This window comes from Blautia aquisgranensis, assembly GCF_040096615.1.
GTDB classification, from domain to species: Bacteria; Bacillota; Clostridia; order Lachnospirales; family Lachnospiraceae; genus Blautia_A; species Blautia_A aquisgranensis.
Map to the genome: position 1 here is coordinate 14,909 of NZ_JBBMEJ010000003.1, position 14,197 is coordinate 29,105.

Below are 14,197 nucleotides of genomic sequence, written 5' to 3' on the forward strand. Positions count from 1 at the left end.
GAAGAAACACAGATCAGAAGAAAAAAAGGAGGAAATTCGTCTGCACAGACGAAAAAAATAGCATGAAACTGAGTATGGACATTATCGAGCAGTGGATACGCAAATATGAACCAGTATCTACGATTGTTTCTAATGAACTAACCATAGCAGGAATCCGACTTTTTTCTTATGAAAAGACACCGGATCCGGATTATCTTTACATCGGACGGACAGGGGATTTTTTTGAAAGGTCACAGGCCAAGGAGGTTCTGCTTGTACACAGAAAAGATGTGATCAGTCTTCGGACAGAGGAGATGGAGGATGTTTTTGATATGGTGATGGATGCTTTTGTCTATTATCAGAAGTGGGAGCAGACGATGCTTGCAGCCTTTCAGCAGGCGAATCCGGAGCAGAAGATCATTGATGCATGCCGGGATATTTTCGGACCAATGTTTTTTACAGATACCAGCCTTCAGGTGACTGCTTTTTCCAGGCAGTATCCGAAAGGAAGTGTAAACCGGAACTGGGATGATTTCTGGGAGATCGGCACATTATCTGTGGATTCGCTGGTGAATATGCAGGACGGGGAATATATGGAAAGATTGCCCGGAAAATGGAACTGTGAGATCTTTTATGAAAAATGTGCAAGCGAATATCCATGGTCCATGATGATCAGCCAGGAAAACAGTGAGCATCAGCTGACAGGGCAGCTGACTATCATCAGCAGGGAAAAATTTCATAAATATCAGAAGCACCTGGCGCAGATCTTAAAGCAGGCACTCTGTCTTGTGGCGGGACATGATTCAGGAAGACAGCAGGGAACGGTAGCCCAGAGTCTGTTCCGGGATTTTCTGCAGGGGAGACATTTGGATGAAAACGGCTTTCGCATGTTTTATCAGATACAGGGCTGGGAACCGGAGCAACCCTGTATTGTGGCTATACTGGAAAGAGAAAATTTGGTTGGACGAAATTATGGATACCAGAGGTGGGTGCTTTGCAGATATTTTCCTGAGCTTGTGTTCTGTCAGGATCCTGATGGAAATCCCGGGAATATTGTATGCGGAATCCCGGTGCAGGAGCAGATAGCGGCAAAGTCAGAGAACCGATATGGGGTTTCATATCCGGAAAAATTTCAGGATATGTTGAAAAGACTGGGCTTTCGGATACATTGCAGCTATCCCTTTTCCGGAATCCGCAACATGAGCATTCAGTACAAGCAGGCAAAAGAAGCCTGGGAAAAGAAAACAGAGGACTACTACGACTGTGCTCTTGCAGATTTGACTGCGTTATACAGAGATTCCACACTCAGGCGACTTGCCATCCATCCGGCTCTGGGAAGACTGCGGGAATATGACAGTAAAAAATCCACGGACTTTTATAAAATCCTGAGAGAATATCTGCGCTGTGAACGAGATCGTGTTCTCACAGCAAAGCGACTTTTTGTGCACAAAAATACACTGGTTTATCGACTGAAAAAAATTGTGGAGCTGTTTTCACTGGATCTGGACGATGCCTATGAGCGGGAATATCTGATGGTATCTTTTCTGGTGATGGAGAATAAATGAGCCTGGATAAAAAACGCTTTACAAACCAGTCAGAAAAGGCTATCATTCTTTTATAAAAGAGTTTATAAAAGAGGTTCGATATGTCGCCAAAAGCAGAGAAAAAAAACAATACAAGATCCAGGATCATCAGCTATGTGATCAATAATCAGAATACCTCAAAGGTGGAGATCTCCAAGAATCTGAACATGAGTATGCCAACGGTTCTTTCCAATGTAAATGAGCTGATCGGCAGCGGGGTTCTGGTGGAGACCGGTGAGTATGCGTCAACAGGCGGACGGAAGGCGAAGCGCATAGGAATCAACCCAGGATACCGTTATGCTCTGGGAATTATGATCACAGCCAATCATGTGGGAATGGCTCTGGTAAATATGGGATATGAGATCGAAAAACAGCAGAGGGTTAGAATGAAATTTTCTCCGGAAGCATCCTACTGTGTGGAGTTATCTTCCCTGGTAAAAAAATTTCTTGCAGATATGGCAGAGCCGGATAAGCTTCTGGGAATCGGGATATCCATTCCGGGTATCATCAGCCGGGAGCAGCAGCTTGTTGTGAAGTCCCATGCACTGCGGATTGAGAATTACAGCTTAAGCTTCCTGGAGCAGGCTTTTTCCTGCCCGGTTTATTTTGAGAATGATGCCAATGCAGCAATGATGGCGGAGGATATTCACCAGTACAAAGATGCGATCTATCTGTCATTAAACAATACGCTTGGCGGTGCGTTCTGTATTGAAGGGAAACTGTTTGCCGGACAGAACCAGAAGGCGGGAGAATTCGGTCATATGATCCTGGTTCCAGGTGGCAGACAGTGCTACTGTGGAAAGAAAGGATGTGCGGATGCCTACTGTGCGGCCAGTGCACTGACCGGTGATAATTATGAAAATCTGGATCAGTTTATGGAGGTTCTTTTCAGGGGAGAAGCGGATGCCGCAGAAAAATGGTCAGAATATCTGGATCATCTGGCAATCCTCATTTCCAATCTCAGGATGGCTTATGATATGGATATTATACTTGGTGGAGAAGTCGGTGGATATCTGGCTGATTACATGCTGCCTCTTGGGGAAAAAGTGATGGAATACAATGGTTTTGATCGGGACATCCGATATCTGAAAAACTGCAGCTACCGTAAGGAAGCATCAGCAGTTGGTGCAGCGAAGCACTTTTTTAACGAGCTTATAAAAAATATATAGAAATAAAACAGATCGTATGTCTGTAGTTTTGAGGACCTGTAAATACAGTGGATGTTGATAAGACTGTATTTGCGGGTCCTTTTTTTGTTCGGTCAACTGCACAATAGTAAAAAGTGCATAAAAACGATAAAGCATATTTGTTCAACAGGTAGAATCCTACGAAACACTATTGACAAATCATCTCAAAAGAATAATAATGTAATTACTTTAATAAAACAATTAATAAAAGATAATATATAACAAAACAAGGAGGAAAAACATTATGATTCAGCAGGTAATGACAAATCCAGGAGAGATTATTTTCAGAGAGGTACCGGTTCCGGAAGTAGGAGACGATCAGGTTCTTGTTAAGATCATGAACATCGGTATCTGCGGATCTGATATTCATGTATATCATGGCAAGCATCCTTTTACCAAATATCCGGTAACACAGGGACATGAGGTGTCCGGTGAGATCACAGAACTGGGAAAAAATGTCACAGGATTTAAAGTAGGACAGAAGGTGACGATCGAGCCGCAGGTATATTGCGGACACTGTTATCCATGCCGTCATGGCAAATATAATCTCTGTGAAGAGCTGAAGGTTATGGGCTTCCAGACAACAGGAACTGCATCAGAATTTTTTGCAGTAGATGCGTCCAAGGTTACACCGATCCCGGAGGATATGTCCTATGAGGAAGGTGCCATGATCGAGCCGCTGGCAGTTGCAGTTCATGCTGTGAAGCAGATGGGTGATGTAAAGGGAATGAACATTGCAGTTCTTGGTGCAGGTCCGATCGGAAACCTGGTCGCACAGAGTGCGAAAGGAATGGGCGCAGCGAAGGTTATGATCACAGATGTCAGTGATCTTCGTCTTGAGAAAGCGAAAGAATGCGGAATCGATGTATGCGTAAACACAAAGGAAAAAGATTTCGGAGAGGCAATGGTGGAAGCTTTCGGACCGGATAAGGCTGATGTTATTTATGACTGCGCCGGAAACAACATCACCATGGGACAGGCGATCAAATACGCAAGAAAAGGAAGCGTGATCGTACTGGTAGCCGTATTTGCAGACATGGCAACGATCGACCTGGCTGTTGCCAATGACCATGAGCTGGATATCAAGAGTACTATGATGTATCGTCATGACGACTATGTGGATGCCATTGACCTTGTAAATGCAGACAAAGTTCACTTAAGACCGTTGATCTCCAAGACCTTTGCATTCAAGGATTACCTCAAGGCTTATCAGTATATTGATGCTAACCGTGAGACGACGATGAAGGTCATCATCAACGTACAGGAGAAATAACAGCAGGGAAGGCATTAACAGGAGCTCTCCCGGATGTGGCTGTCCGGGAGAGATATTATAAGTAGTATACGAGGAGAAACGGAAAACAGGAGGAGTTATGGGTAGCGAGGACAGATACGGAAAGGTACCGCTGATCAGTAAGATCGCGTATGGTTTTGGTGATGTGGGCTGTAATTTCAGCTGGATGTTTGTCAGTAATTTTTTGATGATATTTTATACGGATGTGTTTGGAATCAGTATGACAGCGGTTTCTGCACTGATGCTGTTTTCAAGATTCTGGGATGCGATCAACGATCCCATTGTGGGAGGACTTACTGATAAGACGAAAACCAGATGGGGACGGTACCGTCCGTGGCTGCTTATTGCGGCACCTATTACAGCAGTCCTTTTGATAATGACATTCTGGGCACATCCGGACTGGTCAGATACATCCAAGATCATTTATATGGTGATCACATACTGTCTGCTGGTTCTGGGATACACATGTGTAAATATTCCTTACGGAACCCTCTGTGGAGCGATGACACAGGATATTGATGAACGTGCGAAGATCAATACTTCGCGTTCTGTGTCTGCGATGATCGCGATCGGAATCATTAACATTATTACCGTACCGCTGATCGGAAAACTGGGAAGCAGCAGTCAGAAAACAGGATATCTTCTGGTAGCGATTATTTACGGATGTATTTTTGCAGCGTGCCATATTTTCTGCTTTGCAAAGACGAAAGAGCAGGTGACAATTCCGGAGAAGGAAAAAATCTCTATCAAAGTACAGATAAAGGCAGTTATGCAGAACCGGCCGTATCTTCTGGCACTGGTAGGACAGGTCCTTTTCGGATTTACCCTTTATGGAAGAAATGCAGATGTCCTTTATTATTTTACATATGTAGAGGGAAATGCTTCTTACTATACAACGTACTCTATGTGCATTATCATTCCGTCCATTATCGGAGCTGCCTGCTTCCAGCCGGTATTCCGTAAGCTGAATAATAAAGGACGGACAGCATCCATGTTTGCACTGCTTACAGGAATTGCCATGCTTGCGATGTATTTCTTTAATATAAAAGAATCTCCGGTCGCATTTTATGGACTGGCAGGAATTACGCAGTTCTTCTTCTCAGGATTCAATACAGCAATCTATGCGATCATTCCTGATTGTGTAGAGTATGGTGAATGGAAAACAGGACTTCGAAATGATGGTTTCCAGTATGCATTTGTATCTCTTGGAAATAAGATTGGAATGGCAATTGGAACCGCACTTCTTGCAGCGCTTCTCGGAAAATACGGTTATGTGGCAAACCAGGCTCAGAACTCTGCAGTGCTCAGTATTATGAAGCATTCCTTTACTACGATTCCGGGAATCCTGTGGATCGTTACAGCAGTAGTACTGTTCTTCTACAGACTGAACAGAAAGAGATATAATGAGATCGTGGAAGATCTGAAACATGGAAAAAGAGGATAATATCTGGATATGAAAAAACCTCCCGGGCGTGGCTGTCCGGGAGGTTTTGTTGTATAAGATTGTGAGTTGTCGGAATGTTTGTTTTTTGATATGTAGAAGTTCTGTAAAATATGATATGATAAAAGAAAAGCAACAGGAGCATATCTTATGAGAAGAAAAGAACGTGAAGTGACTGATAAAGAAGAAATCCGACAGATCCTGGAGAACGGTCAGGTGATCCGCATAGCAATGAATAATGGAGAATATCCGTATATTCTTCCTGTAAACTATGGATATGAAATGGAGAATGAAAGGATTACACTGTTTTTCCACGGAGCAAAGGAAGGAACCAAGTATGAAATCCTGGAAAAGGATGCACATGTATCGGTAGAAACAGACTGTGAACACCGTTTTATCCCACCAACAGGCGAGGAAGGCTGCACAGCCAGCTACGCATACGCAAGTGTGATCGGACAGGGAACCGCATCAGAAGTTTCTGGTGTGGAAAAAGAGAACGCACTTATCCATATCCTGGAGCATTACGGTGTAAAGCAGCCGAAGATGAACCCGGCTTATGTGGAAAAGACACGTGTTTTTAAGATCGAGCTTGAGAAATATACAGCGAAGCATCGCAGGTAAGGATTTTGGAGCAGATAGAAGGCATTTCTAATGAATGAGAAAGCAGGTAAAGGAATGGAAAAAGTAATCAGTATTGGAAAACAGAATTTTGCATCCCTGAGAGAAAATGATTATTTTTTTGTAGATAAATCTCTTTTTATAAAATCCTGGTGGGAAAATGGAGATGACATTACTTTGATCACCCGTCCGCGCAGATTTGGAAAAACATTGAATATGAGTATGCTGGAGAGTTTCTTTTCCAATAAATACGCAGAAAGGCAGGACCTGTTTGAAGGTCTTCTTATCTGGAAAGAAGAAAAATACAGAGAATTGCAGGGAACCTGGCCGCTGATATTTTTAAGCTTTGCAGCAGTGAAAGCTGCAAAGCTTGAGGATGCAAAAATACAGATTAAACAACAGATTACGAGAGTGTATGAAGAAAATCGGTATCTTCTGGAGGGAAATATACTCAGTGAAAATGAGAAGCGGGAATATGTAAATGTGACTATGTATATGGGAGATGCAGAAGCAGCAGCCGCACTTAACAATATGAGTATGTATCTGGCACGTTACTGGCGGAAAAATACAATCATTCTTCTGGATGAATATGATACACCTATGCAGGAAGCATATATTCACGGTTACTGGCAGGAGTTTACAGATTTTGTCAGAGGTCTGTTTAATGCAACATTCAAGACGAATCCATATCTGGAACGGGCAGTTATGACAGGTATTACGAGAGTATCCAAGGAGAGTATATTTTCAGATCTGAATAATCTGCAGGTGGTGACGACGACATCAGATCTGTATGCTGATTGTTTTGGATTTACGGAAGAAGAAGTATTTGCAGCGTTAGATGACTTTGGGCTGAAAAAAAATCGCGAGTTAGTCAGACAGTGGTACGATGGCTTTATTTTTGGAAAACATCGCGATATTTATAATCCATGGTCTATTACCAATTATCTGAAAGAAAAGAAAATAAAACCTTACTGGGCATCAACCAGTTCCAATACGTTGATTGGAAAGCTGATACGTATGGCATCAGCAGAAATAAAAGAAAAAATGGAAGATCTGATAAATGGTAAGGAGATACTGGTAAGCTTTGATGAACAGATGGTGTTTGAGCAGCTGGATCATAATGAGAATGCAATCTGGAGTCTGTTGCTTGCAAGTGGTTATCTCAAGGCGGAGACAGTTGAATATCGAGGAATCATATTAAAACCCTGGTATCGGCTTTGCATTACAAATCTGGAAACAGCAGGTATGTTTAATGAAATGTTCAGAGGATGGTTTGAACTGTCAGAGTCAGATTATGGAAGATTTATAAAAGCATTTATGCTGGGCGATCTGGAAGCCATGAATTATTATATGAATAAAATTTCTCTTACAACATTCAGCTATTTTGATGTGGGAAAAGAAGATAGTGAAAGTACAGAACCAGAACGCTTTTATCATGGGTTTGTTCTGGGACTGATGGCAGAACAGGCAGAATCTTATGAGATACGATCAAACAGAGAAAGTGGATTTGGTCGATATGATATCATGATGATTCCGCATGATTACAGACAGAATCCTGCTATCATCATTGAATTTAAAGTCTGTAACCGCATGCAGAAGGAGACGATGGAGCAGGCAGTTCAGTCAGCGTTACGGCAGATTAAAGACCAGAATTATGAGACAGAGCTTTTAGCTATTGGTATTCCGAAAGAGAGAATCAGGCATTATGGATTTGCTTTTAACGGAAAAAAAGTATTGATCGGACAAAATTAAAATAAGATTGTTTAGAAAATGTTTAACTTTTTCCCTTCCAAATGTTTAACGGACAGGAGTATAAAGAAACTGAATAAAAATGTCCTTCAGGAGGGTGAAAATATGGAAAAAGGAACGGTAAAAAGAAGAATTTTTATATCCAATGCACTGATGGTACTGACCACACTGGTGATCTTTCTGCTGATCAATATGGTCGTGGTGAAGATTTATACGGAATCAATAGAGGTAGTTCATGATAACGGAGTGGTGTTCCGATTCTCATGGTGACGGCCCGTACAGAATCTGTGGATAAGATCAGGGGGCTTGGCCTTGGTGCGGATGATTATATAGGCGGCAGCGCCACCGTTATGGTGCATGTGAACCGGATCCGGGAAAAGATCGAGGATGATCCCAAGAATCTGGTGAACAGCTTCGGGGCTACGATCATGGCGGCTTTTGCAGCGGCTGTGAAGATCGATACCTTTGCTTATCTTCCGGTGCAGGATTTTGGAAATGCGTTTTCTACTTTTGTGGCGCAGAATTACGGAGCCGGAAATAAAGAGAGGATCCGTAAGGGTACGAGGGTGGCCTTTGGAATGAGTATCGGGTTCAGCGTGGTGCTCATTTGTGACCGTTGTCGTAGAGGGTCTGGATATCGGATGGAAGGTGGTCTGGGAGCATTTTTTTGATGTGGTCTTCGCTGCCTTCTTTGATGGCCTGGTCGTAGTACCAGCATTTGTATTTGAGCATATCAAGGGTTTTATTGAGTCGTAGAATTTCCTGTTCTACGGCTTTTTTTCTGGTTTCGAAGAGTTCTTTGCGGTTTTTGTAGGTGCTGCTTCCCTGGCTGCACCATTCGAAGAATTGTTTGATGTCTTTGATCTCGAGGCCGGAGGCTTTGAGGCATTCGATCATGCGGAGGGCTTCCAGTTCGTTGTCGGTGAATTTGCGGATGCCGGATTCGTGCTTGAGGTTTGGGAAGAAGCCTTCTTTGTCGTAGTAGCGTAGGGTGGAGATGGGGAGATTGAACATTTCGGATACTTGGCCGATGGTGTACATGGGTGTGTGTCCTCCTTTGGGGTTTTTGGTTTTTATTTTAGAGGAGATGGGTGGGGTTGGCAAGAGGGGAGTGGAGAAATAGGACGCCGTGACCAGATATTCCATATGCAGAGGCCAGAAAAAAGAGAAAGAAGCAGATAAAACGTTTTCGATGACTGTATATATGATGGCGATTCTGGCACTGATCTATGTACTTGCCGGAGCTTTTTGTCCGGGAAAGATCGCGTCACTTCTGGGAGCAGAGGGAGAAATCTGGCAGATGACAAAAACCTATCTGAAAGTCCTTCTTCTGTTTGCACCTGCGTTTATGACAAATGATACCCTTCTCTGTTTTGTGCGGAACGACGGAAATCCGGGGCTGTCTATGACCGCCATGCTAACAGGAAGTTTTTTCAATATTCTGCTGGATTATATTTTTATCTTCCCCATGAAAATGGGAATTTTCGGCGCTGTTTTTGCCACAGGGCTGGCACCGGTGATCAGCTTGGGCGTGCTTTCCGTGCACTGGATCAGACAGAAAAATCAGTTTCATTTCCGGATCTGTACACCGAAGCTTTCCAGCGCCGGAGGAATCCTGTCACTGGGCTTTCCGTCAATGATCACAGAGCTTGCCTCCGGAATCGTGATCATTGTTTTTAACATGCTTATCCTGAAATTAAAAGGAAATATCGGAGTGGCGGCATATGGTGTTGTCGCTAATCTCTCTCTTGTGATATCATCTGTTTATACGGGAATCGCACAGGGAATGCAGCCGGTATTAAGCCGGCTTTACGGAGCTCGTGAAAAAGAAAAGATCCGAAATATCCTCCGGTATGGAATATGCCTGACCGCGATCATTTCAGTACTTGTATATGTGGCATTCTGGATCGGTGCGGAACCTGTCACGGCTATATTTAACAGTGAAGGAAATCCGGTACTTCAGGAGCTTGCGGTGACGGGAATGAAGCTGTATTTTACGGCGGTATTTTTTGCAGGCTGCAACATTGTTCTGTCTGCGTATTTTACTTCCACAGAAAAAGCAGTTCCCGCACAGATCATATCTCTGGGCAGAGGACTTGTTCTGATCATTCCGGTTTCTGTTCTGATGGCGTCACTGTTTGAAATGAACGGTGTCTGGCTGTCCTATCCGGTTACAGAAGGGATCATTGCGGTGATCGGAATATACTTATATAAAAAAAGAGGGAAAATATTGTGATCTATACAACAGATTATCAGTCACCACTGGGAAAGATTTTTCTTGCGGCAGATGAAAAAGGTCTTACAGGGCTTTGGCTGGAAGGGCAGAAATATTATGCTGCCCAGCTTGAAAAAGAAGAATGTAAACAGGAAGAAACGCCGGTGTTAAAGGATGCAAAGCGCTGGATGGATATTTATTTTCAGGGAAAGGAACCGGATTTTATGCCGCTGCTTCATCCGGTGGGAACGGAATTTCAGTGTGCTGTATGGGAAATTCTGCGTAAGATTCCATACGGACAGACGATTACTTATGGTGAGATCGCCAGGCAGCTTGCCGTACAGCGGGGTGTGAAAAAAATGTCTGCGCAGGCAGTGGGCGGAGCAGTCGGTCATAATAAAATATCCATTATCATTCCCTGTCACCGCGTGGTGGGAAGCAATGGAAGCCTTACGGGATATGCAGGTGGAATTGACAAGAAGATCGCTCTCCTGAAGCTGGAAAAAACAGATATGAGCAGATTTTTCGTTCCGAAGAAGGGGACTGCACTGTAGAAAAAATGTGATCGTGAAAACAGAAAACGTTTTCAGAAATGTGCCCTGTTGGTTCCGCTGTAATTATGATAAAATAGATGGGAAATAGCTGTAATTATTTCAGCAGCAGGTGTTCAATGGAAAATGCTATGGAAAGATAAAAATCTGGTATGGGAGGAATCATCATGGAGAATATTTTTCACAGAGTAAGTATCCGGAAATATGAAGACAGACCGGTTGAGAAGGAAAAAATCCTGCAGATCCTGAAAGCAGGCATGCAGGCTCCAAGTGCATGTAATCAGCAGCCATGGGAATTTTATGTTGTAACGGATAAAGAGAAAATCAGGGAGCTTTCAGGCGCGACGCCATATTCCGGCTGTGCGGCAGGAGCGCCGGTCGTGATCGTTCCTGTATATCGAAAAGAGGGGCTGGTGGTACAGACCATGGCACAGATCGACATGTCCATCGCTCAGGAGAATATCTGGCTGGAAACTGACGCATTGGGACTTGGCGGCGTGTGGATCGGAATCGCGCCGATGCAGGATCGGATGGATGCCGTGCATGATATGCTGAACCTTCCGGAAAATGTAGAGGTATTTTCACTGTTTGCTCTTGGATATCCGGCAGAGAAGAGAGAGCAGCAGAACCGGTTTGACGAGAGCAGGATTCATTTTGTGGAATAAAAACAGATAAATAATAACAGAATCGAGGAACAAAAAATGGAACACATCGCAAGAGATGAGGCATTTGCATTATTAAAAAAATATAACAAGGATCCTTTTCATATCCAGCATGCACTGACTGTTGAGGCAGTGATGAAATGGTACGCAAAAGAGCTGGGATACGGCGATGACGCAGAATACTGGGGTATTGTAGGACTGCTTCATGATATTGATTTTGAACTTTATCCGGATGAGCACTGTCTGAAAGCACCGGAACTTCTTCGTGAGGCAGGTGTGGGAGAAGACATCATTCATGCAGTAGTTTCCCATGGTTACGGAATCACTGTCGGATGCGGTGCGACCATCGAGACAGCACCGGAGCATGAAATGGAAAAAGTCCTTTTTGCAGCAGATGAGCTGACAGGCCTGATCTGGGCAGCAGCACTGATGCGCCCGTCAAAAAGTACCAAGGACATGGAGCTGAAGTCTCTCAAAAAGAAATACAAGAGCAAAGGCTTTGCAGCAGGCTGTTCCAGAGAAGTGATCCAGCGTGGTGCAGATCAGCTGGGCTGGGATCTTGCCAAGCTTCTTACCATGACACTGCAGGCTATGGCAGACAGTGAGGATGAGATCCAGAAAGAGATGGAAGCAGAAGCATAAAAAACTGGATATGTATAAATTACACAATAAAACATAGACAAAATTATAAAATATGTCCAAAATATTTCTTGCTATTTTATAAAAAAAGGAGTAAAACATTAGATAAATAAAAAAAAATGCAAAGAACAGGACAAGTCACAGAAATAACCGGATTACAGAGAATTGCAGAAAGATGAGAAGCGACAGAAGGATTTGTGTGATATCACCTGGGAGCATCCCACTGAATACTGAATGCTTGAGTAGGCAGGGACGTAGTCTTCACGTTACAGAAGAAACTGTTTCTAAAGACAGTATCAAGAGATCATATCCAGTAATGAATATGATAATACAAAGTGGTACCACGGAACATTCCGCCTTTGTTATCCAACAGGATAACAAGGGCTTTTTTCATATATATAAATAAAGGAAAGAGGAGATATTATGAACGGAATCACAATGATGATAATTGCCATCGTAGTATTAGGCGGAGCCTATCTGCTGTATGGCCGTTATCTCCAGAACAAATGGGGGATTGACCCAAAAGCAAAAACACCGGCATATGAGCTGGAAGATGGAGTGGACTATGTACCGGCTGACACCAATGTAGTATTTGGACATCAGTTTGCATCCATAGCAGGTGCAGGACCGATCAACGGACCGATCCAGGCAGCAGTTTTTGGCTGGCTGCCAGTTCTGCTGTGGATTCTGATCGGTGGTGTATTCTTTGGCTCTGTTCAGGATTTTGCATCCATGTATGCATCTGTAAAAAACAAAGGTCGTACAATTGGTTATATCATTGAAGAATACATTGGAAAGCTTGGAAAAAAATTATTTCTTTTATTCTGCTGGCTGTTCTGTATTCTGGTTGTTGCGGCATTCGCAGATGTAGTAGCAGGAACCTTTAACGGATTTGTGGCAAATGATGCAGGAACTGTTACAAAAGTAGCTGCAAACGGAGCTGTTGCAACCACTTCCATGTTATTCATACTGGAGGCCGTTGCACTGGGATTTTTCCTGAAATATACGAAGTTTAACAAATGGGTCAACACAGCAGTGGCAATTTTATTACTGGTAGTAGCGATCGTTATTGGACTTAACTTCCCGATGTATGTAAGCCTGGGAACCTGGCATATCATTATTTTCGCATATATTCTGATCGCCAGTGTCGCACCGGTATGGGCATTACTTCAGCCCCGTGATTATCTGAACAGTTATCTGCTTATCTTTATGATCGTGGGTGCTGTCATCGGTGTATTTGTATCCAATCCTTCCTGCCATCTGAAAGCATTTACAAGCTTTAATGTAGATGGACAGTATATGTTCCCGATTCTGTTTGTAACCATTGCCTGTGGTGCAGTTTCCGGTTTCCACTCTCTGGTATCCTCCGGTACCGCATCCAAACAGATTAAAAGTGAGAAGAATATGCTGCCGGTTTCTTTCGGAGCAATGCTTATGGAAAGTATGCTTGCAGTGATCGCGCTGATCGCAGTTGCGTCTTTCGGAGACGGAGAGGCTGCAGCACAGGGACTTACCACACAGCCGCAGATTTTTGCAGGTGCCATCGCAAACTTCCTTTCTGTGATCGGTCTTCCTCATTCCCTGGTGTTTACACTGATCAACCTTGCAGTGTCTGCATTTGCGCTGACCTCTCTTGATTCTGTAGCCAGAGTAGGACGTCTGTCCTTCCAGGAGTTTTTCCTTGATTCTGATACAGATGAAGAGAATATGAGCCCATTCTTAAAAGTAGTAACAAATAAATACTTTGCAACAATCATCACACTGGTACTTGCCTACATGCTTACAAAGGTGGGATATGCGGAGATCTGGCCGCTGTTTGGTTCCGCAAACCAGCTGTTATCTGTACTTGCTCTTGTAGCCTGTGCAGTGTTCTTAAAGAAAACAAAACGTCAGGGCTGTATGCTCTGGATCCCTATGGTATTCATGATGGCAGTTACATTTACAGCTCTTGGAATGACCATCACGAAGCTTTCAAAAGCACTGGTAACAACGGGTCTGGATCTTGGAAATACGTTACAGCTTATATTCGCGGTATTACTTCTGATCCTTGGTGTACTGGTAGCAATCCAGGGTGTTAAGAAACTGTTTGAAAAAACAGATGATAAAAAAGTTGCAGCATAAATTTATCGGTAAAATCAGATTATAAAGCGAGAAAAGGGCATGGATCAGATACAGGGTTCATGCCTTCTTTATATTTATAAACAGCAGAGATGAAAAGAAATCTTTTGCAGATAAAAAATTCTGTGGTAAAATGAGAATATAAAATTTCGGAGAGAGGTGTA

The 14,197-nt window shown here is 43.2% G+C and carries 13 protein-coding genes, 1 pseudogene and 1 other annotated feature; of the genes and pseudogenes, 13 read left to right on the forward strand and 1 reads right to left on the reverse strand.

Annotated features, from left to right (window positions below; genetic code table 11):
* Nucleotides 1-62: 62 nt before the first annotated feature.
* The 8 genes and pseudogenes from WMO28_RS03535 to WMO28_RS03570 all read left to right on the forward strand — a co-directional run.
* Nucleotides 63-1,544, forward strand: coding sequence for a PucR family transcriptional regulator (locus WMO28_RS03535; RefSeq protein ID WP_349056082.1), 1,482 nt, complete (start codon nucleotides 63-65; stop codon nucleotides 1,542-1,544).
* 80 nt (nucleotides 1,545-1,624) lie between these two features.
* A complete protein-coding gene (locus WMO28_RS03540; RefSeq protein WP_349056083.1) occupies nucleotides 1,625-2,731 on the forward strand; it encodes an ROK family transcriptional regulator in 1,107 nt (368 codons plus the stop codon).
* Between the two features lie 262 nt (nucleotides 2,732-2,993).
* Nucleotides 2,994-4,022, forward strand: coding sequence for a zinc-dependent alcohol dehydrogenase (locus tag WMO28_RS03545; protein WP_349056084.1), 1,029 nt, complete (start codon nucleotides 2,994-2,996; stop codon nucleotides 4,020-4,022).
* 97 nt (nucleotides 4,023-4,119) lie between these two features.
* Nucleotides 4,120-5,484 (forward strand): glycoside-pentoside-hexuronide (GPH):cation symporter, encoded by a 1,365-nt coding sequence (locus tag WMO28_RS03550; protein ID WP_178644006.1) that lies wholly within the window; start codon nucleotides 4,120-4,122, stop codon nucleotides 5,482-5,484.
* A gap of 147 nt (nucleotides 5,485-5,631) precedes the next feature.
* Nucleotides 5,632-6,102 (forward strand): pyridoxamine 5'-phosphate oxidase family protein, encoded by a 471-nt coding sequence (locus tag WMO28_RS03555; protein ID WP_349056085.1) that lies wholly within the window; start codon nucleotides 5,632-5,634, stop codon nucleotides 6,100-6,102.
* Nucleotides 6,103-6,156: 54 nt separating this feature from the next.
* Nucleotides 6,157-7,851: an AAA family ATPase gene (locus WMO28_RS03560; RefSeq protein WP_349056188.1), complete on the forward strand. Its 1,695-nt coding sequence runs from the start codon at nucleotides 6,157-6,159 to the stop codon at nucleotides 7,849-7,851.
* A gap of 102 nt (nucleotides 7,852-7,953) precedes the next feature.
* Nucleotides 7,954-8,118 (forward strand): hypothetical protein, encoded by a 165-nt coding sequence (locus WMO28_RS03565; protein ID WP_178644002.1) that lies wholly within the window; start codon nucleotides 7,954-7,956, stop codon nucleotides 8,116-8,118.
* Between the two features lie 125 nt (nucleotides 8,119-8,243).
* Nucleotides 8,244-8,453: pseudogene (locus WMO28_RS03570) on the forward strand (MATE family efflux transporter); the annotation flags it as partial.
* Here WMO28_RS03570 and WMO28_RS03575 read toward each other — a convergent pair.
* A complete protein-coding gene (locus WMO28_RS03575) occupies nucleotides 8,452-8,889 on the reverse strand; it encodes a MerR family transcriptional regulator (protein WP_349056086.1) in 438 nt (145 codons plus the stop codon). The pseudogene WMO28_RS03570 and the gene WMO28_RS03575 sit on opposite strands and share 2 nt — an antisense overlap.
* Before the next feature lie 88 nt (nucleotides 8,890-8,977).
* On the opposite strand from WMO28_RS03575, the gene WMO28_RS03580 reads away from it, so the two are divergent.
* The 5 genes from WMO28_RS03580 to WMO28_RS03600 all read left to right on the forward strand — a co-directional run bounded on the left by WMO28_RS03580 (nucleotide 8,978) and on the right by WMO28_RS03600 (nucleotide 14,036).
* Nucleotides 8,978-10,084, forward strand: coding sequence for an MATE family efflux transporter (locus WMO28_RS03580; RefSeq protein ID WP_349056087.1), 1,107 nt, complete (start codon nucleotides 8,978-8,980; stop codon nucleotides 10,082-10,084).
* Nucleotides 10,081-10,617, forward strand: coding sequence for a methylated-DNA--[protein]-cysteine S-methyltransferase (locus WMO28_RS03585; RefSeq protein ID WP_349056088.1), 537 nt, complete (start codon nucleotides 10,081-10,083; stop codon nucleotides 10,615-10,617). The genes WMO28_RS03580 and WMO28_RS03585 overlap by 4 nt, the downstream gene beginning before the upstream one ends.
* A gap of 164 nt (nucleotides 10,618-10,781) precedes the next feature.
* A complete protein-coding gene (locus WMO28_RS03590; protein WP_178643996.1) occupies nucleotides 10,782-11,279 on the forward strand; it encodes a nitroreductase family protein in 498 nt (165 codons plus the stop codon).
* A 36-nt stretch (nucleotides 11,280-11,315) separates the two neighbouring features.
* Entirely contained in the window at nucleotides 11,316-11,918 is a 603-nt protein-coding gene (locus WMO28_RS03595) for an HD domain-containing protein (protein WP_178643994.1), read from the forward strand.
* Between the two features lie 112 nt (nucleotides 11,919-12,030).
* Nucleotides 12,031-12,279: a binding site (T-box leader), on the forward strand.
* 59 nt (nucleotides 12,280-12,338) lie between these two features.
* The gene (locus WMO28_RS03600) at nucleotides 12,339-14,036 is read left to right on the forward strand and encodes a carbon starvation CstA family protein (RefSeq protein WP_349056090.1); all 1,698 of its coding nucleotides are present in this window, start codon (nucleotides 12,339-12,341) and stop codon (nucleotides 14,034-14,036) included.
* The last annotated feature ends 161 nt before the right edge of the window (nucleotides 14,037-14,197 follow it).

Excerpts from the sequence above, each read along its gene's own strand:
- WMO28_RS03535 (WP_349056082.1), top strand. The coding sequence starts at position 63 with ATGAAACTGAGTATGGACATTATCGAGCAGTGGATACGCAAATATGAA.
- WMO28_RS03540 (WP_349056083.1), top strand. The coding sequence starts at position 1,625 with ATGTCGCCAAAAGCAGAGAAAAAAAACAATACAAGATCCAGGATCATC.
- WMO28_RS03545 (WP_349056084.1), top strand. The coding sequence starts at position 2,994 with ATGATTCAGCAGGTAATGACAAATCCAGGAGAGATTATTTTCAGAGAG.
- WMO28_RS03550 (WP_178644006.1), top strand. The coding sequence starts at position 4,120 with ATGGGTAGCGAGGACAGATACGGAAAGGTACCGCTGATCAGTAAGATC.
- WMO28_RS03555 (WP_349056085.1), top strand. The coding sequence starts at position 5,632 with ATGAGAAGAAAAGAACGTGAAGTGACTGATAAAGAAGAAATCCGACAG.
- WMO28_RS03560 (WP_349056188.1), top strand. The coding sequence starts at position 6,157 with ATGGAAAAAGTAATCAGTATTGGAAAACAGAATTTTGCATCCCTGAGA.
- WMO28_RS03565 (WP_178644002.1), top strand. The coding sequence starts at position 7,954 with ATGGAAAAAGGAACGGTAAAAAGAAGAATTTTTATATCCAATGCACTG.
- WMO28_RS03575 (WP_349056086.1), bottom strand. The coding sequence starts at position 8,889 with ATGTACACCATCGGCCAAGTATCCGAAATGTTCAATCTCCCCATCTCC.
- WMO28_RS03590 (WP_178643996.1), top strand. The coding sequence starts at position 10,782 with ATGGAGAATATTTTTCACAGAGTAAGTATCCGGAAATATGAAGACAGA.
- WMO28_RS03595 (WP_178643994.1), top strand. The coding sequence starts at position 11,316 with ATGGAACACATCGCAAGAGATGAGGCATTTGCATTATTAAAAAAATAT.
- WMO28_RS03600 (WP_349056090.1), top strand. The coding sequence starts at position 12,339 with ATGAACGGAATCACAATGATGATAATTGCCATCGTAGTATTAGGCGGA.